Annotated in this window: 19 protein-coding genes; 14 read left to right on the plus strand and 5 right to left on the minus strand. The window is 53.8% G+C overall.

From position 1 onward, the window contains the following. The first annotated feature begins 69 nt into the window (after positions 1-69). Positions 70-1752 carry a glutamate--tRNA ligase gene (locus EYA77_RS05615; protein ID WP_167816136.1) on the plus strand — a complete coding sequence of 561 codons (1683 nt, stop codon included), beginning with the start codon at positions 70-72 and terminating at the stop codon, positions 1750-1752. Then, positions 1752-2405, plus strand: a complete 654-nt coding sequence (locus EYA77_RS05620; RefSeq protein ID WP_167816137.1) for a hypothetical protein — start codon at positions 1752-1754, stop codon at positions 2403-2405. The genes EYA77_RS05615 and EYA77_RS05620 overlap by 1 nt, the downstream gene beginning before the upstream one ends. A 148-nt stretch (positions 2406-2553) precedes the next feature. On the opposite strand, the gene EYA77_RS05625 is transcribed toward EYA77_RS05620, so the two are convergent. Next, the gene (locus tag EYA77_RS05625) at positions 2554-3750 is read right to left on the minus strand and encodes an ammonium transporter (RefSeq protein ID WP_042697251.1); all 1197 of its coding nucleotides are present in this window, start codon (positions 3748-3750) and stop codon (positions 2554-2556) included. 271 nt (positions 3751-4021) lie between these two features. On the opposite strand from EYA77_RS05625, the gene EYA77_RS05630 reads away from it, so the two are divergent. Further along, positions 4022-5740, plus strand: coding sequence for an HAD-IC family P-type ATPase (locus EYA77_RS05630; RefSeq protein ID WP_167816138.1), 1719 nt, complete (start codon positions 4022-4024; stop codon positions 5738-5740). Next, positions 5728-6540, plus strand: a complete 813-nt coding sequence (locus EYA77_RS05635; protein WP_167816139.1) for an HAD-IC family P-type ATPase — start codon at positions 5728-5730, stop codon at positions 6538-6540. Before EYA77_RS05630 ends, EYA77_RS05635 begins: the two co-directional genes overlap by 13 nt. Here EYA77_RS05635 and EYA77_RS05640 read toward each other — a convergent pair. Next, a complete protein-coding gene (locus tag EYA77_RS05640) occupies positions 6533-7297 on the minus strand; it encodes a winged helix-turn-helix domain-containing protein (protein ID WP_167816140.1) in 765 nt (254 codons plus the stop codon). The genes EYA77_RS05635 and EYA77_RS05640 overlap by 8 nt on opposite strands. A 95-nt stretch (positions 7298-7392) precedes the next feature. On the opposite strand from EYA77_RS05640, the gene EYA77_RS05645 reads away from it, so the two are divergent. From EYA77_RS05645 to EYA77_RS05675, 7 genes are all read left to right on the plus strand, one after another. Beyond that, positions 7393-9045 carry a lipocalin-like domain-containing protein gene (locus EYA77_RS05645; RefSeq protein WP_167816141.1) on the plus strand — a complete coding sequence of 551 codons (1653 nt, stop codon included), beginning with the start codon at positions 7393-7395 and terminating at the stop codon, positions 9043-9045. 254 nt (positions 9046-9299) lie between these two features. Beyond that, positions 9300-10448 carry a DUF362 domain-containing protein gene (locus tag EYA77_RS05650; RefSeq protein WP_042697260.1) on the plus strand — a complete coding sequence of 383 codons (1149 nt, stop codon included), beginning with the start codon at positions 9300-9302 and terminating at the stop codon, positions 10446-10448. Between the two features lie 86 nt (positions 10449-10534). After that, a complete protein-coding gene (locus EYA77_RS05655) occupies positions 10535-11848 on the plus strand; it encodes an NAD(P)/FAD-dependent oxidoreductase (protein WP_167816142.1) in 1314 nt (437 codons plus the stop codon). Then, a complete protein-coding gene (locus EYA77_RS05660) occupies positions 11845-12819 on the plus strand; it encodes a glycosyltransferase family 4 protein (protein ID WP_167816143.1) in 975 nt (324 codons plus the stop codon). The genes EYA77_RS05655 and EYA77_RS05660 overlap by 4 nt, the downstream gene beginning before the upstream one ends. Next, positions 12816-13523 (plus strand): glycosyltransferase family 2 protein, encoded by a 708-nt coding sequence (locus EYA77_RS05665; RefSeq protein WP_042697266.1) that lies wholly within the window; start codon positions 12816-12818, stop codon positions 13521-13523. Before EYA77_RS05660 ends, EYA77_RS05665 begins: the two co-directional genes overlap by 4 nt. Next, complete coding sequence (locus EYA77_RS05670) at positions 13523-13714, plus strand: MoaD/ThiS family protein (protein ID WP_167816144.1); 192 nt, start codon at positions 13523-13525, stop codon at positions 13712-13714. Before EYA77_RS05665 ends, EYA77_RS05670 begins: the two co-directional genes overlap by 1 nt. Further along, complete coding sequence (locus EYA77_RS05675) at positions 13715-14617, plus strand: TIGR00269 family protein (RefSeq protein WP_167816145.1); 903 nt, start codon at positions 13715-13717, stop codon at positions 14615-14617. It begins immediately after the preceding gene. A 33-nt stretch (positions 14618-14650) separates the two neighbouring features. Here EYA77_RS05675 and thiD read toward each other — a convergent pair whose 3' ends face one another. Continuing rightward, entirely contained in the window at positions 14651-15472 is an 822-nt protein-coding gene (gene thiD / locus EYA77_RS05680) for a bifunctional hydroxymethylpyrimidine kinase/phosphomethylpyrimidine kinase (RefSeq protein ID WP_167816146.1), read from the minus strand. Between the two features lie 90 nt (positions 15473-15562). On the opposite strand from thiD, the gene EYA77_RS05685 reads away from it, so the two are divergent. Together EYA77_RS05685 and EYA77_RS05690 are read left to right on the plus strand one after the other, a co-directional pair. Continuing rightward, complete coding sequence (locus EYA77_RS05685) at positions 15563-16879, plus strand: AIR synthase-related protein (RefSeq protein ID WP_167816147.1); 1317 nt, start codon at positions 15563-15565, stop codon at positions 16877-16879. 832 nt (positions 16880-17711) lie between these two features. Further along, positions 17712-18719, plus strand: a complete 1008-nt coding sequence (locus EYA77_RS05690) for a nitrogen fixation protein NifH (protein ID WP_167816148.1) — start codon at positions 17712-17714, stop codon at positions 18717-18719. 24 nt (positions 18720-18743) lie between these two features. On the opposite strand, the gene EYA77_RS05695 is transcribed toward EYA77_RS05690, so the two are convergent. Further along, a complete protein-coding gene (locus EYA77_RS05695) occupies positions 18744-19523 on the minus strand; it encodes a TrmB family transcriptional regulator (RefSeq protein WP_167816149.1) in 780 nt (259 codons plus the stop codon). Positions 19524-19783: 260 nt separating this feature from the next. On the opposite strand from EYA77_RS05695, the gene EYA77_RS05700 reads away from it, so the two are divergent. Further along, positions 19784-20560, plus strand: a complete 777-nt coding sequence (locus EYA77_RS05700; protein ID WP_167816150.1) for an SDR family NAD(P)-dependent oxidoreductase — start codon at positions 19784-19786, stop codon at positions 20558-20560. Positions 20561-20594: 34 nt separating this feature from the next. On the opposite strand, the gene EYA77_RS05705 is transcribed toward EYA77_RS05700, so the two are convergent. Continuing rightward, on the minus strand, positions 20595-21350 hold the full coding sequence (locus EYA77_RS05705) for a winged helix-turn-helix domain-containing protein (RefSeq protein WP_167816151.1): 756 nt from the start codon (positions 21348-21350) through the stop codon (positions 20595-20597). Positions 21351-21391 lie beyond the last annotated feature (41 nt).

The following is a 21391-nucleotide window of genomic DNA, read 5'->3' on the forward strand; positions in this document are numbered from 1 at the left end:
ACCATTTTTCTGCAAACCCGAAAAGCCGTAAGTATAAACACTCCGTCCCGCCAATACTATCTACTCAACATGGCAGATGCAGATATTCGAAACGATATATATGTCCTGGCACTGGAAAACGCCGTCAAACATAAGACCGTTCCCCGTGCCGGCGCGATTCTTGGAAGCGTGATGGGTGTCCACCCCGAACTTCGAAGCAAGGCAAAAGAGATCAATGCTCTCATTCCGGAGGTCCTCGAAGAGGTCGCCTCCCTCTCAATAGAGGAACGCGAAGAGAAACTGATGTCTCTCAATCCCGGCGCAATAGAAAAGATGCATGAGAAGAAGGAGAGGAGCCATGAACTTCCCGAACTTCCGAACGCACAATCCGGGGTCGTCATGCGTTTTGCGCCCAATCCGTCCGGCCCTCTTCATCTGGGACACGCCCGCGCCTCGGTTCTAAACGACTACTACGTGAAAAAATACGGCGGGAAATTTTACTACCGCGTCGAAGATACCGATCCAAAACGCGTCGACCCGTCCGCATATGAGATGGTCTCAGAGGATCTTGCATGGCTTGGTATCGGCATCACCGATGTGATCTATCAGTCGGATCGTTTTGCTGTCTACTACGAGTATGCACGAAAACTCCTCCAGCTCGGCGGAGCATATATGTGTACCTGCGATAACAACGAGTTCCGCGAGAAAAAGCTCAAGAAGATCGCCTGTCCGTGCCGCGAGATCTCCGTCGAAGAGAATCTGAAGAGATTCGACGACATGCTTGCCGGAAAGTATGCCGAAGGCGAGATCACACTCCGGGTAAAGACCGATATCGCTCATCCGGATCCGGCGGTCCGCGATTTTGCCGCGATGCGTGTTTTAACGAGCACGCCCCACCCGAGAAAGCCGGAGATCTTTGTTTATCCTCTGATGAACTTCTCGGTGGCGGTCGATGATCATCTGCTTGGCATGACGCACGTTATCCGCGGGAAGGATCATATCGCCAACACCCGCCGTCAGGAGTATATCTACAACTACTTCGGCTGGAAGATGCCGTACTTCTATCATTACGGAAGAATGTCGATCGCCGGACTCGAATTGTCAACCTCCGGCATGCGCAAAGGGATCAACGAAGGTCTCTACACCGGATGGGACGATATCCATCTGGGAACGCTTCGCGCTCTTGCACGCCGCGGCATTCAGCCCGACGCAGTTCGCGCTGCCACGGTCGATATCGGTATGGGGGATACGGACATCTCGTTCTCCTGGGAGAATCTGTTTGCCCAGAACAAAGCGGTCATCGATGCCGGAGCGGATCGGTACTTCTTTGTTCCCGAGCCTGTTGAGGTGGAGATCACCGGCGCTCCCAAGACCGAGGCACATGCTCCGGTATATCCAAATCAGCCCGAGCGGGGAGAACGCGTTCTTCCGTTCACGGGCCGCGTTCTTCTGCCGAAGGGCGAGATGGAAAAAGGCGGGATGCTTCGGCTCAAGGATCTGTTCAATATCAATATCACTGGTCCGAATTCGGCAGAATATGCGGGTGATTCGCTTGCCGATGCACGTTCTTCTAAGGCTGCGATCGTTCAGTGGCTTCCGATCGAAATGGCTGCTCCCTGCTCGCTTCTTATGCCGGAAGGCATCTTCGAAGGGTTCTGCGAGCCGGCGGTTCGCGGGTATGCGGGCCGGATCGTTCAGTTCGAGCGGGTCGGCTTTTCCAAGATCGACGCAGTAAATGATGGAAAAGTGATCGCGTACTTCACTCACCGCTGATGTCGGCGTCCGAGGTTGCCGGACTTCTGTCCGCGGAGGAGGTCACGCTTTCGCATATCCGCCGTGCCGTTCATCATCTCCCGAAATCGTGCCGCGCTGTTCTTTACGACGAGGCACACCCCCTCCATCCTTCTGCGGTCGGCGAGTTTTTTGAAGCCCTCTCGTATGAACTTCTTTTGAGCGCATCGGAGAGTTCCCCCTCTGTTGTTTCGATTGCCGCGAAACTTGCCGATGCGGTTTTTATTCCGTATGATAAATACTCCCCCGACGGTTTGTGGTATTCGCGGGACGGCGGCATCCGGTTTAAGATGAAGGGCCGCGTCGCGGCGGAGATGGATCTTCTCATCAAAACCAGTGACGGTGTCCGTATCTTCGGGGAGGTGATCTCCGGTTCTGCGGGGACCAAAGGATTCCTGTCTGAGATCGCGGCGAAAAAAGCTCTTTTGTCCGAGATATACGGTGACCCGGTCGAGTTTCTGTTAGTTCTCCCCTACGAGCCTCACTCCGGTCTTCGGTGCGTGGGAGAGAACGATGCGTTCGCGGTCATCCCCGGTGGGGATACTCTTTACCGAAATGTGCCGAAGTCTGAGGTGATGATGCGAAAACTTTCCCCGACGAAGAGTACAAAACGGGTGGACGGCAGGGTCTGGTAATTTTTCGCGGATTTTACATAGGATTTACGGGGCTCTTTTCGAATCGGATCGACATGAACATTGCATACCGTCTGCGTAAAAAAAGAGATCAGCAGATATTTTCAGAATATGTATCATCCTGTCAACATCTGCTCAAATACCTGCTCCCTTATCTGACCATCTCGCCGTGGAGCGTGAGGTCCAGGCCGATATACTCCTCATCCTCAGAGACCCGCAGGCCGACCGTTTTGTCCACGATCCAGGCAAGGAAATAGGTCGCTCCAAACGCAAACGCCGCGGTAATGCATGCATCCAGGATCTGGATCCCGAACAGATAGGCGTTCCCCTCAATAAGACCGGACGCTCCGCCGACCGCCGCCGTCGCGAAGATACCGCAGGCGATCGTCCCCCAGAACCCGCCCACGCCATGGATCGACCAGGCGTCCAGACTCTCGTCGAATCCCTTCTTCACACGCCAGATAAGCGCGTAGTAACAAAGGATCCCGGCGACCGTTCCGATTAAAAGCGCGGCCCACATATTCACAAATCCTGCCGCCGGCGTGATCGCGCCAAGGCCGGCGATCGTTCCCGAGATAAAACCGAGCGAACTGGGTTTTCCATGCCGCCAGTTTGCGATCATCCAGGAGATCGTTCCGGCTGCCGCTGAAAGCAGTGTCACCATGATCGCATGGATCGCGAGATCGCTCGCTGCAAGAGCGCTGCCTCCGTTGAATCCCATCCAGCCGAAAAGCAGCACACCGCCGGCAAAAAACGTCAGCGGGATGTTCTGGGGATGTAAATTGTACGAACCGAACCCTGATCTTTTTCCGATATAGATCGCGAGAGCGAGCGCCCCGAACCCGGCGCTGATATGCACGACCGTTCCGCCGGCAAAATCGAGAGCGCCGAGCTGCTGGAGCCAGCCTCCTCCCCACAGCCAGTGGGCGATCGGATCATACACCAAAGTCGTCCAGAGCACGCCGAAAAGCAGAAACGCTCCAAACTTCACGCGTTCGGCAACCCCCGAGACGATGATCGCGAGTGTGAGCCCGGCAAACGTCATCTGGAACGCGGCAAACAACATGTCGGGGATCTGCAGGCCAAGCGTTGTTCCAAAATCCACGCCGGCAAATCCCAGATGTTCAAGACCGCCGATCACCAGCATATCCGTTCCAAACACCAGCGAATAGCCGATCAGGAACCACTGGATGATCACGATCATCAGTGATGAGAATACAAGCATCAGAACCGAAATAAAGTTCTTTTTGCGAACCATCCCGCCGTAGAAAAGACCCAGGGCGGGCGTCATTAAAAGTACAAGGGCAGTTGAAGCAAGTACCCAGGCAACAGATCCGGTGTCAATCATGTAGTGGCCTCCATCAGAGCCGGGACCTGCGTGTCTGTGATACAGGACAAACCCTCATGCGTCCCGGCTCACAGATATTTTACACCTGATGTATTGACCGTCTGAATATATAAATACTGACAATGTCTAGCATGTCACACGTTATCATGTATTTTTCAAGAGGATGAAAGCCGGGGATTTTGGCTGTAAAAATTCCGGGTCAGATATTTAAGATACGGTGACCTATTTGAAGTATGTCACGCCGGCCGTGTCAGCGGTGAGAAAAAAAAACATGGATCCGCCTGAATTCCCCTGGGCCCTGGATGCCGATGAACTGCAGAAAGCCTTTGCCGTCGATCTCGGAAAAGGACTCACCTCCGCTGAAGCGGAAAAACGCCTCAGGGAATCGGGAACAAATACTATAATCGAATACAACAGGATCTCATTTTTCCGGATACTCCTGTCTGAACTCAAAGAACCGCTCATCGTGATCACCCTCCTGATAGGCATCGTCTACAGCATATGGGGGCAGATCGGCGACACGATCACGATCCTCATCCTCATTTTGTTCGTTACAATAGTTGAGGTCTACACCGAATTCAAAGCCAGAAAAAGTATGGACGCCCTGAAAAAACTGGGAGCTCCGACGACCTGGGTCATCAGGGACGGAAAACCAGGTGAGATCTCCGCCTCCTCTGTCGTGCCCGGAGATATCCTGATCCTGAAAAGCGGCGTTCGGGTCAGCGCAGATATTCGGATCCTGACCGCCCGCGGTCTCGAGGTCGATGAATCACAGCTCACCGGCGAATCCATGGGTGTTGGAAAAAGCGCCGGTAAAATCCCCCGGACTGCGGGACTCAGCGACCGGACGAACATGATCCATATGGGCAGCGTGATCCTGAAAGGTAAAGGGACCGGTATCGCGGTGCAGACCGGGATGGATACCGAACTCGGGCGGATAGCCGGCCTGACCCAGGAGGCTCCCGATCCAAAGACCCCCATGCAGAGATCCACGCTTCACCTGACCAAAAATCTGATAGGGCTCGCGGTTATCTTCAGCATCGCGATCCCCATCCTCGGATTTTTCCGCGGTCTGTCCCTTCCGGATATGATCCTGACCGGCCTTTCCCTTGCTCTCGCCACGATCCCGGAAGAACTCCCCATCATCATGACGATGCTGCTTGGCTTTGGGGCGATCCAGCTCGCAGGAAAGCATGTCCTCATCCGCCGGACGAAGGCCGCCGAAACTCTGGGCAGCGTCACGGTGATCGCGACTGACAAGACCGGCACGCTGACGGAGAACAGGATGAGCATCGAGGCATGGACCGAGGCAAACGAAAAGCAGCTGTTCACCGTCGGCGTTCTTATGGCCGATGTCTCGCTTGACGAGGACGGAAACTTTCTCGGCGACCCGATGGACAAGGCAGTTGTGCAAAAAGCAGGTGAGCTCGGGAGCGAACGAAGCGTTCTGCTGCAGGATAACCGGCTTATCCATGACTCCGGATTCGATGAAGTCCGAAAAATATTTCTGATGAAGTATGCCTGCCGGGGAAAAGAACGCGATCTCATCAAAGGCGCTCCCGAAAGCGTGTTTGCCCTCTCCCGTCCCGATCCGGAAATGACCGCTCAGCTGAATGCATCTATCACCGCCGGATACCGGACGATCGCCGCCGGATGGAAAGAACCTTTGGAAGAGAAGTACACCCTCGCCGGTCTGATCAGTTTCGATGATCCGATCCGTGAAGCCGTAAAACCGGCGATCCGGGAGTTTTCCAATGCTGGGGTCCGGGTCATCATGATAACCGGCGACCATGCGGGAACCGCCGCCCGGGTCGCGGAGGATGCAGGCATATCCGGATGCGCTGTTCTTACCGGTGATGATATCCGCGATATCTCCGATGCCGCTCTCAAAGAAAAGGTGATGACCTGTAACGTGTTTGCCAGGATCACCCCGAAGAAAAACTCCGGATCGTTGCCGCCCTGCATGAAAACGGCCAGGTGGTCGCCGTAACGGGAGACGGGATCAATGACGCTCCGGCTCTCAAATCGGCCGATATCGGGATATCATTTGGGATCTCGGGAACGGATGTCGCGAAAGAAGCGTCCGACATGATCCTGACGAACGATGATTTCACCTCCCTTGTGGATGCGATCAAAGAAGGCAGGCGTCTGTATGAAAACATGTTCAAGTGCATCATGTACACGCTTGCAAGCAAGATCGGTCTGGTCTTTATGCTGCTGCTTCCGATCCTGCTGAACCTTCCGCTTCCGTTTGCTCCGATCCAGATCATCATCATGGAGCTATTTATGGATCTTTCCGCATCCACATCCTTTGTCGTGGAACCGGCCGAGTCTGATCTGCTGAAGCAGAAACCGCGTGACCCAAACGAGAAGTTCATGAACAAAAAGATGATCTCCGGGATCTTTACCGGCAGTGTCACGCTTACGGCGGTTGTTTTGTCCGTCTACTTCTTCAGCTGGGGGATGACCGGCGATCTGGCGGCAGCCCAGACCTATGCCTTTGCCGCATGGCTGCTTTCTCACATCTTTTTAGCGATGAATATGAGAACGAGCCGCATTCCGCTGATCCGTGTCGGCTACTTTTCCAGCAAAGCTATGAACATCTGGATGGTCGGCGTGGTGGTTTTCCTGGTCATCGCACTGAACGTTCCCTTCTTTATCGAGTACCTGAAGTTGTCTCCGGCAGGGATCCTGCCGATCATCGGGGTCGCTCTTCTCTCGTTTGCCGCGACCTACTGGATCGAGATCAGAAAAATACTGCGCTTAAAAAAAGTGAGCCGGGTTACGTGAGGTCCGGCCCGTTTGCATCCGTCACGATGTCGTGTCCTTTTTCATCGATGCAAAGGACGGAGAGGAGGCTCTTTGGATCTTGTGCATGCAGTTTTTCGAAGAGGAGATACAGGGTTTTCACGTCTTCGGAACCGAGCGGGAGATTCTTATCCTTATTTTTGGTTATCCGCTTGATCGCATCCGACTCCTCAGGGGACATCTTTTCGCTGTATGCCGCGGTGAACCGCTCTACTTTCTGACGCCAGGGTCCCTGCCGGGAGGTGTTGATGACCTTGCGAAAGTCGAGGTCTTTTTTTACGGGAGCTGCCGTCTGGGATTTTTGCGGAGCGGCGTTTGGGCGGGACGGAAGGAAGATCTTTTCATGGACCGTTTTCTGCATGACCGGTTCGGGCCGTTTTCCCGGTTCCTGCTGTTTACTTAGGATCCGAAATCCGTTTCCGTGTTTGGTGAGGGTCTCGTCGTCGATGACCCTGAGTTTCATATTTGAGAGATTCATCCCGATATCGGTTATTTTGAAGATGGTCGTGTCGTTGTGTTCGACCATGCCGGTTTTTATGAGATAAAACAGCGCGTCGTTCACTTTCGTGTCGAAGATCCCCTTTCCTCTGCCGCCGGTCTGCATGATCTGTTCCTCCAGTGTCAGGCTGAACACAGCGATGAGGCTGTCTTTGATCTCTTTTCGTTTGTGCGGGGCGCCGTCGGAGAGGAAGTTTAGGATCGGCGCATACATCAGGGAGTACTGTTTTGGAAGAGGCATGATTCGCACGGGGTAAAAGGGGCTGGAGGATATTTAAAATTTTCGCCGGACGGGCTGGGGAAATCTATTTAGCTTCATCTGCCGTTCACTCAGATATGACGACCGGGAACGCTGGTTTAAAAGTACAGGGCCGTGAAATCGCAGAAAACACTGCCCGTGCGATGTGGATGCGGGAATATATTCCCGAAGCGCTGCCGCCGGAAATCCTGCAGAGGATCGGTGGCCGGAAGAATTCCAGCTCAGCTTTCGGTGAACGCATGCGGATGAGACTTGCGGATCTTCTGGCCGCTCCTGAGAGTTTCACGCCGGATTATACAAAGCGCTATACCGAGCTTTCCAGATACGCCGGGGATCTGACGCCGCATCAGGCGTATGCGATGACCAATCTTTTCGGTCTTGACAGCGCCCGGGGGTATAAGGAGCTGCCGTCCGATAAAAAATTCAGCTTTCCCGATGATGACCGCCCGCAGTTTGAGTATCAGGTCGGCTGGCACTTTTTCGTCGGCAATGTCTTCGATACTCAGGGCAGGGAGTACGGGATCCAGCTGATGTTTTGGCGGTATGCTCTTCTTCCGCCGAAGATGGCAGAAGAGGCGGGACTGACTGATCTCGAGAATCAGATCGTTGAGGTCCATCTGGCGGTGAGTTCGGCGGGCAGGAGGCATTACCGTATCCGGCCGGTCATCGTCGCGGGAACGACGGGTCTCATCGATTTTTCGACCGAACCGTATCGGTATTCGGTTGGAAAACACTGTATTTCATCTCAGTCGAAGGATTCTCTCTTTCCGCTGAGGCTTCAGGCATGGGGGGTCGACAACCATGAGGAGGTGCCTGCCGAGATATCGATCGATATCACCGTTTCGCAGACCAAAGGCTATGTCCTCAACGGTGAAGAGGGCATGCTTCCAAGCTGCGGAGGGGTCGGGACGCTGTATTATTCGGTGCCGAATCTCCGGGTCGATACAGGTCTGAGCCGACTCTCGATCGAGGGAGAGGAGATCAGTCTGGCGGGCGGGAAGTTCTGGTATGATAATCAGTGGGGGACCGGTTTTATGCCGTCAGGCAGTCCGCGCAGCGAGGTCCTTCGTGCCGCGGGGATGCTTGAGGATAAGCCCGGGGTCGGCTGGGACTGGATGGAGGTGCAGTTCGATAACGACACCGAGCTGGCTCTTTCCTCGATCCATACAAAAGAGCAGAAGGAGTTCGTGATGCAGACAGGCCCTCTTCCTCCGGGGATAATGACGGCTCCTGCCGTCGGATCGTTTATTCAGCAAAACGGATCCTATTTCCCGATCAAAGCGATGATGAAGGTGACCGACTGGGTGCAGAGTTTTGTGACGGACGGTCCGTATCTGACGACCCGCGCCTGGTATCCGAACCGGGTGGAGATCACTGTGGAAACTGCGGAGGTCCCGGAGGGATGCAGACGGTTTGTGATGATCCCGATCGTTCTGACGGGTCAGCATGGATTTTTTGCGGCAGGGGCGGAGTATTCGGAAGGTGCGGTCAGGATCGAGTCACCCGACGGCAAACGGATCGGATCGGGCTTTTTGGAAAATGTCAGTTATGCGGATGCCTGCAGACAGAATTTGCGGCTTGCCGGGATCCCGGATACGCCGGAGAATGCGGAGCTCTTTGCAAAGCCGGCGATCCCCGGGGAGCTGAAGGCGGCCGCGGCTGCTTTTCTGATGAAGCCTGAGAATGCGGCGAAGCTTGCAGCGGAGCTCGCAAACTGCAGAGGGCTTTGAGGGGACTGCAAAAAGGGGAAAGGGGCGAAAGGTTTTTGGGCCGAGGGTCTGCCGTCCCCATCCCGATCTTTACATGCCGCATGGAAGCACCCTATCAAAATGTAAAAATATCCTGCCCTGCAAAACAAACTGATCATTCAAAAAACCCATAATACCAAGACACTCTCATTAAGAATGTATATTAGAGAGAATGTGAAATCATTATAGATACAAATATCCTGCCCGCGGCAGGAACCCAGATACTGCAGGAACATATGAAAAGTATAACCGGCTCGGCAAAATGCAGCACATACGACAGGGAAAAAGTACTTGAGGCTGTAGGAAAAGCAATAAAAGCCTCAGGCGGACTTCCCCGCGTCGACGGCAGAAAAGTCCTCTTGAAACCCAACCTCTTATCAGACGCCGGCATCGACCGCGCTATCACCACCCACCCGGAAGTCGTTTATGCTGTCGGGAAAATGATCATCGACGCCGGCGGTGTCCTGACCATAGCCGACAGTCCCGGCGCCGGGATCATCTACTCGCCCAGGGTCCTCAAAAGGGTCTACCACAAATGCGGGATAGAAAAAGTCGCGGAAGAGCTCGGCATCAAACTCTCCTACGACACCGGCTATCAGGAACGCTCCTGTCCTGCCGGAAACGTGATGAAACGGTTCACCGTCATCAACCAGGCATGCGACGCCGACGTCATCATCTCGGTCTGCAAATTAAAGACCCACATGTTCACCCACTTCTCCGGCGCCGTCAAAAACACCTTCGGCGTCGTCCCTGGTCTGGACAAACCCGTCTTCCACTCAAGATTCCCCGACGCTATCGACTTCTCCGAGATGCTTGTTGACTTGAACGAACTCATCGAACCCGACTTCGTCGTCATGGACGCGATCGTCGGGATGGAAGGAAACGGCCCGATGGGCGGCCAGCCGCGGGACGTCGGCTACATCCTTGCTTCGCATTCGGTCTACGGTCTGGACATCTCCGCCCAGACCCTCGTCAACATGCGGCCCGAATCCATCGGAACAACTATGGCCGCTCTTCGGCGCGGACTCGTCGAAGAGGTCGAGGTCGAAGGAGACGAGATCGTCCCGATCGAAGACTACGTCCACCCGTCCACCTATCACGGCAGACAACACGAATCCTGGCACAAAAAAACGATCTACCGCAAACTGCAAAGGGTCGGCAAGATCTATGAACCCTCTCCGGTCATCAACCTCAAAAAATGTCTGGGATGCGGGCAGTGTGCACGCATCTGCCCGGTCAAAGCCGTCGAGATAATCCAGGGAAAAGCCGTCTTCGACCTGACGAACTGTATCCGGTGTTACTGCTGCCATGAAATGTGCCAGTATCACGCCATCGAACTCAAACGCTCGATCAGCGGAAAAGTCATCCACAAAGTCATCCACTGACGACCCTTTTTTCGCCCGCAAAAAAGCCCTGATGCCGGAAACGGACGTACTCATCTTATTATTGTTCAGCCCCCAAATATATACTCGTGAAGTGGGCAATTTTAGGCGGCGGTCTGACCGGGGTCACACTCGCCCGCCTCCTCAAGGAAAAAGGACATGAAGTTACGGTCCTCGAAAAGGAACCAAAGATCGGCGGTCTGTGCCGATCCGAAGTGAGAAACGGATTCACCTTCGACTGCGGAGGATCGCATATCATCTTCTCGCGTGACACAGATGTTCTTTCGTTCATGCAGAATGTTCTGGCCGAAAACCGGGAATTTCGAAACAGAAACACCAAAATATTCTATAAAGGTCAGTATGTTAAATACCCGTTCGAAAACGGACTGTCAGCGCTTCCAAAGGAAGACCTGTTCTTCTGCATCAATGAATACGTCAAGAATCTGGTAGCGGTCGAAAAAGGCGAGGTCGCAGAGCCGACGAGCTTCAAGGACTGGATCTACTACACGTTCGGCAAAGGGATCGCCGAGTGTTATCTCGTTCCGTACAACGAGAAGATCTGGAACTATCCGACCGGCAAAATGTCGAAACACTGGATGGACGGACGTGTTCCCCGCCCGCCGGTAGAAGACATCATCAAATCGGCGATTGGGATCGAGACCGAAGGCTACACACACCAGGCGGTCTTTTCCTATCCGATCGATGGTGGTATCGAAGCACTTATCCACGCCATCGCCGAACCGGTAAAGGGTTCGATTCATACGAATTTTACCGTCACCTCGGTCGTGAACACAGGCGACGGATGGGCGGTCTCCAACGGAAAAGAGACGATTCCGGTCGACCGGGTCATCTCCACCCTGCCTCTCCAGACCCTTCTTCCGATGCTGGATGTTCCAGCCCCAATCAAAGAGGCATGTGACGCTCTTCGATACAACTCCATCGCCTGTATTTCAGTCGGATTCAAAGGGACCCTTCCGGACATCTCCTGGATGTATGTTCCGGAAGAAAAATGGGGCGCTTTCAACCGCCTCTCCTTCCCGTCCAACTTCTCGAGCAAAGTTGCCCCGGCAGGCTGCTCTGCGGTCCTCGCCGAGATCACCTACAATGAAGGCGACGACGTTTCGAAGATGAACGATGAGGAGATCATTATGCACACGGTCGACGGTCTCGTCAGAATGGGGATCATCCCCTCGAGCGATGACGTCGTCCATACGGCGGTCGACCACTTCAAGTTCGCGTACGTCGTCTACGATCTCGATTACCTGAAAAATATTAAAATCGTCAGAGAATATCTCGAAGGAACCCTCGGCATCGATCTCGTCGGCAGATTCTCCGAGTTCGAATACATCAATATGGACGGATGCATCCGAAGCGTCATGAATTTTGTGGAGAAAAAGGCATGAGAGTAAATATCCGGGTCGAGAATTATTCGGTATTCAAATACGTCGGCTGTGCGACGGTCGCGATGATGCTGTATGACGGTCTGCAGAAGACCCCGGGCGTCGAGATCGAGTTGAACAGCCGCGAGCATGACCACGACATAACCCACTGTCATACCCTCGGACCAGGCGCGGTCTGGTCGATGCTTCGGGCAAAACATGTCAAGGTGCTGACCGCCCACTCGACCCCGAGCCTGAACGCGAACAATCTCGCCGGCGCTTCGCTCATCAATAAGATCTACAAGCCGATGTACGGCAGATATGATCACATCATCACGATCACCGGCGACAATGAACGGGAGATCAAAGAGATGCTCCCCGATATGCCGACGACGAGGATCCCAAGCTGCGTAAATATGGAGAAGTTCCGCCCCGACGCAGAAAAACGCCGGATCTTTAGGGAAACCTACGGTTTTTCGGATGATGACAAGGTGATCCTGCAGGTCGCCCAGCAGACCCCGAGAAAAGGTATCTATGATTTCCTTGACCTCGCAGACGAACATCCGGAATACAAGTTCATGTGGGTCGGCGGATTCCCTTACGGTCCTATCTCGGACAACAGGAAAAAGGTCGAGGCGAGAAAAGCGAAAGCCGGCGACAACGTGATCTTCCCGGGATTCGTCCCGGACATCACCGGCGTATATGCCGGAGCCGACGTATTTCTGTTCCCGTCATACGGGGACCTGATGTCGATTTCGATCATGGAGGCGCTTTCGAGCGGCCTTCCGGTCATATCGCGTGATCTTTCCGAATACCGGGAACTTTTCCCGGGGATCGCCGGATTCTTTACCAAAAACGAGGAGATCGCCCCTCTGCTTGCAGACGAGGCGATGCTCAGAAACGCCGCATCCCATGCACGGGCATCGGTCGAGCCGTATGATATTTATAAAGTAGCACAGATGCATGCCGATCTGTATGCGGAGTTATTAGCATGATTTCAGTCGTAGTTCCATCATTCAATGAAGAGGAAGGCATCGAACCCTTCCTGAAAAGTCTCTGTGACCAGACGCTTCCCAGAGATCAGTACGAGATCATCGTCGTCGACGGGAACTCCAAGGACAAGACCCGGGAGATCGCGGAAAAATATGCGGACAAAGTGTTCATCCAGACGAGCAAAAAGGTCGGCGGGGCCAGAAACGACGGCGTTCTCGCAAGCAAATATGATTTGATCGTGACGACCGATGCAGACTGTTTCCTGCCGAGACCCTGGCTCGAGACGATCGTAAAGGACTTCGAGAAGTATCCGGATGCATCGGTCATCTACGGCCCGATCTATCCGCTGGAGCCGGGATTCAAGCACAAATTCGAGGTGTTCCTGTACAATATCGTGGTCAGGATCGGCGGAAGAACGGGAATTTTCTACGCGACGCTTGGCGCGAACACGGCGTTTCGGAAAAACCTCTTCATCGAGGCAGGGATGTATAAGGTCTGCGATGCCGGAGACGACTGGGAACTCCCCAAACGCATGAAAAACTACGGACGGGTCGTCCTCGATATGAAGATGATCATCGGCTTTTCGATGCGGCGCTACATCAACTTCGGTCTGTTCCGCTCGGCGTTCCAGTGGTTCTACGTGGTCGCAAAAGGCGGATTCTCGGACAAACACCAGTACATGGGCAAGGAATATACGAAAAAATAATGGTCACGCTGTATCTCCCTGACGGTCAAATCCTGACGACCCGTGCCGGAACGCTTGAGGAGATCCTTCTCCGCCTGGATATGAATCCATACGAGATCCTCGTCACAAGAGAAGGCGAGCTTTTGCTTGCCGATGATCCCGTGGATGAGGACGATGTCCTGCGGGCGACCTCGATCGTGCACGGGGGATAAATGCCGGCAGGGTGCGATCACTGCGAAAAAAAGGCGGTATACGTCGATCCGGTCACGAAGCAGAGGTTCTGCGGTGAACATTTTTCCGCATGGTTCGAAGCGGGCGTTTCGGCCGCGATCGAAAAATACCATATGATCGAGCCCGGGGACCGGATCGCTGTGGGTCTTTCCGGCGGGAAGGACTCGACGGTCCTTCTGACAGTCCTTGCAAAGCTGGATCTGGATGCCGAACTTATCCCGATCACGGTGGATGAAGGGATCGGCGGCTACCGGGATGATACGATCCTCGCGGCGACCCGGATCTGCGATAAGCTCGGCCTCGCCGACAAACTGGTCTCTTTTACGGATATCTGCGGGAAGACGCTGGACGAACTGCTGGCAAACGATCCCCGGCAGGCGTGTTCGGTCTGCGGGACTTTGCGGCGGCGGGCCCTGAATCAGGCGGCCCGCGAGGTCGGGGCAACCAAGATCGCGACGGGGCACTGTCTGGACGACGAGGCACAGTCGGTTCTGATGAATTATCTGCGGGGCGATCTGACAAGAGTGACGGGGTCGTTTCAGACGAACGCGGATACGCTGTTTCTGCCGAGGATAAAACCGCTCTGCCGCTCGACCGAGCGTGAAACGGTCGCCTACGGGCTCGTAAATCATCTGCTCACCGATCTGCCTGAGTGCCCGTACACGAAGTATGCTCTGCGGGCGGGAGTCCGCAAGGGACTGGGGAAGCTGGAATACAAAAATCCCGGGACGATGATGAATATCGTGACCGGCCAGGAGAAGCTTCTCGCTAAGCTTGGACCACGGGGTGGCGAGATCACGAAGATGGGCCGCTGCGAGATCTGCGGGGAGCCGACGAGTCACCGGCTGTGTGCGGCGTGTGCTCTGCTCGAGCGGCGAGCGTGAATCAGACCGCCTCTTTTTGGCGGCTCTCCCTCTTCAGAATTTTTTATCATAGGTTTTGTGCTGCTGCCAGCCGGGATTCATCGTGCGGCGGCCGGGAGCATACTCCCATGAATATTTTATTGCGCCGCTGACGAACTTTTTTGCCTCACAGACAGCCTCCCTGACCGGAAAACCAAGAGCGATGTGGGCGGCGATCGCCGAAGCGTAGCAGCAGCCCGATCCGTGGACATCCGTGAACGGCGCGACCTCGCCTTCGACCATCATCATCCCGTTTTTGTCGGCAAAGACGTCGGTCCCAAGCCTGAAATGTGCGTGCCCGCCTTTGATAACGGCAGCCTGTGCTCCCTGATCGATGAACCAGTATGCCGCCTCCTCCATCGACTCGGCGTCCGCGATCGTGATCCCGGACAAAGCCGCAGCTTCAGGCAGATTCGGCGTTATGACCGTCGTCCGCGGGAGAAGTTCGGCAGCGAGCCGCTCCTGACCGTCCTCATCGAGAAGCCGGTACTCTTTTGTTGCGAGAAGCACCGGGTCGACGACGATGTTTCGGCCATCGGGAATGCTCTCAGCGACGATTTTCACCGTCTCCGCATTTTTCAGCATGCCTGTTTTGTAGCAGCCGATCGGGAAGTCCTCTTCGAGCGCGCCGATCTGTTTTCTGATGAACTCCGCGGGGATGCTTGCCGTATCGAGAACGTGCGTGGCGTTCTGTGCGGTCAGGGCCGCGATCACCGTCATCCCCCATACCCCGCAGGCGGCCATGGTTTTCAGGTCGACCTGGATGCCTGCCCCGGCGGACGGGTCGGATCCTGCGATAGTTGCCGCGAAGGCTTTGGTGTTTTCCAGGGAACTCATATCAGATATAGTGGAACGCACGCTTTGAAAATACTTCTTCGAAGGTTTAACCTCATGTCTTTATAGTCTGTCCCTTCACATCTATCTTGTATGGACGTGGAAGGCTTCGTTCGGCGAAGCATGCTGAAGGATATTTCTGAAGATGAAATCGAAAAACTGCTTCAGGAACGCATTCTGGATATAAAGGATATCGATGACGGGTTTGCACGGGACTTCGCGAGGGCCGTCATCGAAGAAGTGAAGGTGACGAGCGGGCTGAAGGGCGATCTGTTCGAGTATGAACATGCCGGCGTTTCGATGGGCGAGTTCGGTGTGGGGTCCCGCGGTTCGGGGGATTTCTATGCGCACAGGAAGATCGCTCATGTGATCGGGCAGACCTCGGCACAGGTCGGTGTCGATCAGATGGATGACGGCGGGGTCGTCGAGGCGAACGGTCAGTATATCATTACAACAGTGGACGGGATGCACTCGCGTCTGTCGGATTTCCCGTTCCTTGCGGGATTCCATGCGACCCGGGCGACGCTTCGCGATGTGTATGTGATGGGCGCCCGACCCGTAGGTCTGATCTCGGATGTGCATATCGCAGACGACGGTGACGTGGCGAAACTGTTCGACTACACGGCAGGGATCACGACGGTCTCGGACGCTTTGGGCGTGCCGCTCGTTGCCGGCTCGACGCTCCGAATCGGCGGGGACATGGTTCTCGGCGACCGGATGACGGGCTGCGTGGGCGTGGTCGGTGTGGCAAATCACGTGACGGCCCGCAGATCCTCGGTCCCGGGGGATGTTCTCTTGATGACGAGAGGAGCAGGCGGCGGGACGATCGCGACGGCCGCTCTGTATTCGGGGAATGCTGACGTGGTGGAGGAGACGATCAATCTGCATTTCCTGAAAGCCTGCGCTGCCCTGATCGAGTCGGAGGTGTTCCCGCATATCCACGCGATGACGGATATCACGAACGGCGGCCTTCGGGGCGATGTGTTCGAGATCGCGGAAACGGCGAAAGCGACGGTGGTTGTCGAAGATGCGCCGCTTCGGGGTCTTATCGCGCCGAAGGTGCTTGCTCTGCTGGATAAGCTCGGGATCGATTATCTGGGCGTGAGTCTGGATGCGCTTCTCGTGATCGCGCCGCCTGAGTATGCGGACGAGATCATCCGGGTCGTTGGAACGGCGGGCGTAAAGATGGAGCGGATCGGATTCGTGCGTGAGGGTCCGGGTGTTTCCCGTCTGATCAAGGACGGCGTGGAAGGAGAGTTCCTGCCAAAGTTCCGTGAGGCTCCCTATACGCCGGTCAAAAAGGTCGTGGACCGGCCGGGCAGGGACTTTGACGAGATGAAGAAGGGGATCGACCGGGCGGCGGACGCGGCACGGGCGAAGAAGGAACGGGTTCTGAAGAGATTGGTTTGAGCAATCTTCCTCTCTCTTTTGTGGAAAAGAGGGACAGCCGATATTTTTTTTGAATTTGTGAGCGGTCCGCTGTGGGGAGATCTTCATCCCTCCACCTGATTTTTTGCATCGCCTAACCCCCTCCTCACTTAACGAGAACACTGTTTTTAAAAAAAGCCCGGGCGGTGAAGAGGTTGGTGAGGCTGGATTTGCCGGTGATTTCAACATTCTTCGGGTTATTTTGAGTTATCCGTTCTGTCTTATTGCTGTAATAATTCCGGGGACGTCATCAATCATCAATCATCCGTCATACTTCATACTTCATACTTCATATATGATTTCGGGAAGAGGAAGACCTGGAGATTTTTTTCCTTTTGTTTTTCGACACCTTGAAATAACTATATATACTTTTAGAAAGAAAGAAATAACACAAGAGTATATCGGCAGCAAATCTCTCCAAGGAGAGTGCGGCTCGATTTTTTCCAGGCAGTTCTTTTTTCGGGAATCATGAGTGAAGTATGATTGATGAAGTATGATTGATGAAGTATGATTGATGAAGTATGATTGATGAAGTATGAGTTCATCCTCTGGAAGTCCGGTCAGCTCAATACGTTGAATAGTCCAAAGGTCTTAGAGAGTCATGTCTGTTCTTATCAATCCTTCTAACGCGGGTTTTTTCTGCAAAAAACAGACGAAGCGCTAGTCCCCTGTGGAATCACCCCGATCTCCGGGATGGATAAAGCATCGGGAAAAATCACCGACCTCCATCTCAGGACATAGCTATTTGATGATTGAGAATGAATGATTCAGAAAGGAAGCATTGCCGCCTCCTCTCAAATAAAAAAGGGAAAAAATGGACAACTGGAAAGCGCTGCTCAAAGCTGATCCCTCGGACTGGCTGCTGGAAAAAGAAAACCCTTCAGTACGGTATTTTGCGTTAAAGCAGATACTTGACCGGCCCGAAGATGACCCCGCCGTCCTGGAGGCAAAAAATCAGATCATGGAATACGGCATCGTGCCTGAGATCCTTCAAAAACAGCAGGACCCTGCCTGCCTCCAAACCTATCACCGGTTTTACACCTACAAATACAAAGGGCTCGTCTGGTCGCTGATCATCCTCGCAGAGCTGGGCGCCGCCCCGGTGCCGCAGATCAGGGAGCAGTGCGAATATCTCCTGACACATTCACAGGAAATACAGGACGGCGGTTTTTCGCAGAACACCGCAGTAAAAACCGGAGGCGGAAGAATACATGAAGTTATCCCCTGTCTGACGGGAAATATGGTGTGGGCCCTCATACAGTTAGGATATCTCGATGATCCAAGACTGCAGAAAGGGATCGGCTGGCTCACCCGATACATGCGTTTCAACGACGGAGAAGAAGACGATCCGCAGGTCCCGCCGTATGACCGCCTGGAAATGTGCTGGGGCAGGCATACCTGCCATATGGGCGTCGTTAAAGCGCTCAAAGCGTTAAGCGCCATACCGGAGGAAAAGAGAACGCCGGCGGTGCAAGATACGATTCACAAGGCCGCAGAGTTCATGCTCACCCACCATATCTACAAACGCAGCCATGATCTTAACCGGACGGCAAAACCCGGCTGGCTCAGATTCGGTTTTCCTCTGATGTATCAGACCGATGTGCTTGAAATACTCGATATTTTGAGCGGACTTGGTGTTCGGGACGCCCGCATGGACGATGCTTTGGAGCTCGTTGTTTCCAGGCAGGATGATACGGGCAGATGGAGGGTCGGGAATACGTATGCCAGTGACAGACTTCTCGTACCATTCGGACAAAAGGGTGACCAAAGCAAATGGCTTACACTGAGAGCGATGAGGATACTAAAGCGGCTGGCGGATTGAGAGCACACTCTATTTTCCCCTCACTCACTCTTCCGGCTCGACCCTTTTGATATTCTGAAGAATACTCTGCGCCACAAACACCGAGACATTGTTCACAAGACCAAGACAAATCTTCTGGCCCTGATGTTCGAGGATCGCGATCGTTCCCTGACGATCGTAATAAAACTGCGCAAGTACAGGCACCCTCTGCTTATTGGAAGAAAGCGGCATCTCCATCGTCGTCATAGGGATCCCGCGTTTGATCATATAACATTTGATTGGAGAGAACTTTGCCATACTCTTATCTTTCACGACAACATACACCGGGATCCGCTTTGCAGCTTCTTTGATATCATCGGCATATCTTTCCAGGATCCGCGCATCAAAACAGAGGATAAGGACTTCCTTGCAGGAGCGTTTCAGTTCCACCCTGATCTGCGTATCTATCGCAAGATCGGTCTGGAATTCATGCACGCCGACTATTTTCGATCCCAGAGGGTAGCAGACATCCTGAAGTTCGGTGAGACAGCCGGTCATGCGTTCCAGATTTGCCAGCGTATCCTTCACCAGACGCAGCGAGACCTTTTCCACCGGTTCGGCAGTGTAATAGACCGGCTTCTCCCACGAACGGGTAATGAAGCCTTTCTCCTCAAGAAGCGCGAGAACATCATACACCCTCCCGCGGGGAACCCCGCTGAACTGATGGATCTCGAACGCAGTAAGAATGCCCCGGCTGAAGATGGTCACGTAGATTTTTGCTTCATACTCCCGCATCCCGCAGGCGATCAACTGCTGCTGGATCGAAAGAAGAGGGTCTTCAGACATCCCCGCATCCTTCGTAACTGCATATCTCTTGCATACTACCTCATAAACACATTGTTTCAAGATAAAGTTTCTGAATCCGCTTCCGGGCCAGTGGTCAGAAATAGACAAACACCAACGTTTCAGCCTTCTGTTCGGCATTCCAGGCACAATTCCGCTGCAAAAATCCGGGAGGGATCCTGTGCAGAAAACCGCTGCATGTTCCGGTTTTCGAGTGGCATTTTCTTTATTATTCCCAAGCGGCAAGTATCAGCTTGATAAAAATGTCAAACTATTGTGATTTAACAGGAAAAGTGGCGGTCGTTTCAGGAGCATCCAGCGGTCTTGGCGCCGACGCGGCCAAAGCGTATGCACAAGCAGGAGCAAAAGTCGCCATGCTTGCACGCAGAACGGACAAACTCGCAGCCGTCGCAAAAGAGATCGCCGAGAAGGGCGGAGAGGTGTTCACGTATCCGTGCGATGTAACCAACGAACAAAGTGTGAAAGAGGCGGTTGACGCGATCGTCAAACAGTACGGAACGATCCACATCCTCCTCAACAACGCCGGCATCGCCCAGCGTGGAACGGTGGAGACCCTCACCGTAGAAGAGTGGGACCGTTCGATGGATACGAACGTCAAAGGCATCTATCTCATGAGCAAGTATGTCGTTCCGCACATGAAGGCCCAGAACTACGGAAAGATCGTCAACACGGCATCGATCAATGCAGTGATCGGCGATAAGGGAGATATGTTCGTCCGCCACGTCTACAACACGTCGAAGGCGGCCGTCCTCGGTCTGACCATGGGTATGGCAACGTCGTACGGTCAGAACAATATCACGGTCAATGCGGTCGGCCCGGGTCTGTTCGAATCGGAGATGACGGAAGGCACGTTATTTAAATCAAACGAGTTCCTGACCCAGTACAGCAGGATGTGCCCCTTGTGCCGCCCGGCAAAACGCGGGGAACTGAACGGGACGATCCTCTACTTCTCATGCGATATGTCGAGCTACGTGACCGGCCAGTTCGTGGTGGTCGCCGGCGGAACTGAACTGGTATAAATCCAAAAAATATTTTTTCCTATTTTTAACGCAGTCAGGGGTGATGGGTCTCATGATACAGCGCTGAAACAGCGTTCAGCGTTTTGAATCCCTTATCCGTGATCACGTAATCCCCACGCTCATGACGCTGAAGGATCATCCCTGAGTCGGTGAGTTTTTTGATATGAAACAGCAGATTGCCGCCGCGTAATCCGGTCATGCTCGAAAGATCGGAAAAGGTTCGGGTCTGTGCCGCAAGCGATTTCAAAATCTGGAAACGCAGGACGTTTGCTACCGGCTCTAGGAGTTCTCTGACCGCCGTTTCTTCCGGGATATCGGTAATGATGTCGTCAGTGCTGCTGTTTTCTGCATAAATGCCGAGAGACTGCATTAAATCGATCTGCTTTTCAAAAAGCCGGTAAACCTGCGAAAAACAGGTGTCGCATCGGTCGAACGGGCCCGCGGCCTGCATGTTTTTCAGCTGATCCCGATAGGATTGGATGATCTCTTCGGACACCTGACCGTCTTTGATATGCTTAGATGTGTTCTGCAGAAAATCCAGAAACACCCCGTAACATTTGTCCCGCATCCCGCAGTCGGTAACCATATTCGCCGAAAGTTCTGATTTTGCCGTTTCCACCTGATCGTTCGCGAAGAGCCCGGCATAATTCTGTTTGAGATCCGTAAGAGCGGTTTGCACATGCTGCTGATTTGCATGCTCGATAAAGCGCTTTAAATCCATACGCAGACCGGTGACCTCCTTTTTCAGTTCACGGATCTCCGTCAGTGATGAACTCAGTGTTGTTCCCATGATCCTTCTTTTCCCGTTACATGTATTGAAAATGCACAATC

It is taken from the genome of Methanocorpusculum sp. GPch4, from assembly GCF_012062385.1.
Taxonomy (GTDB): Archaea; Halobacteriota; Methanomicrobia; order Methanomicrobiales; family Methanocorpusculaceae; genus Methanocorpusculum; species Methanocorpusculum parvum.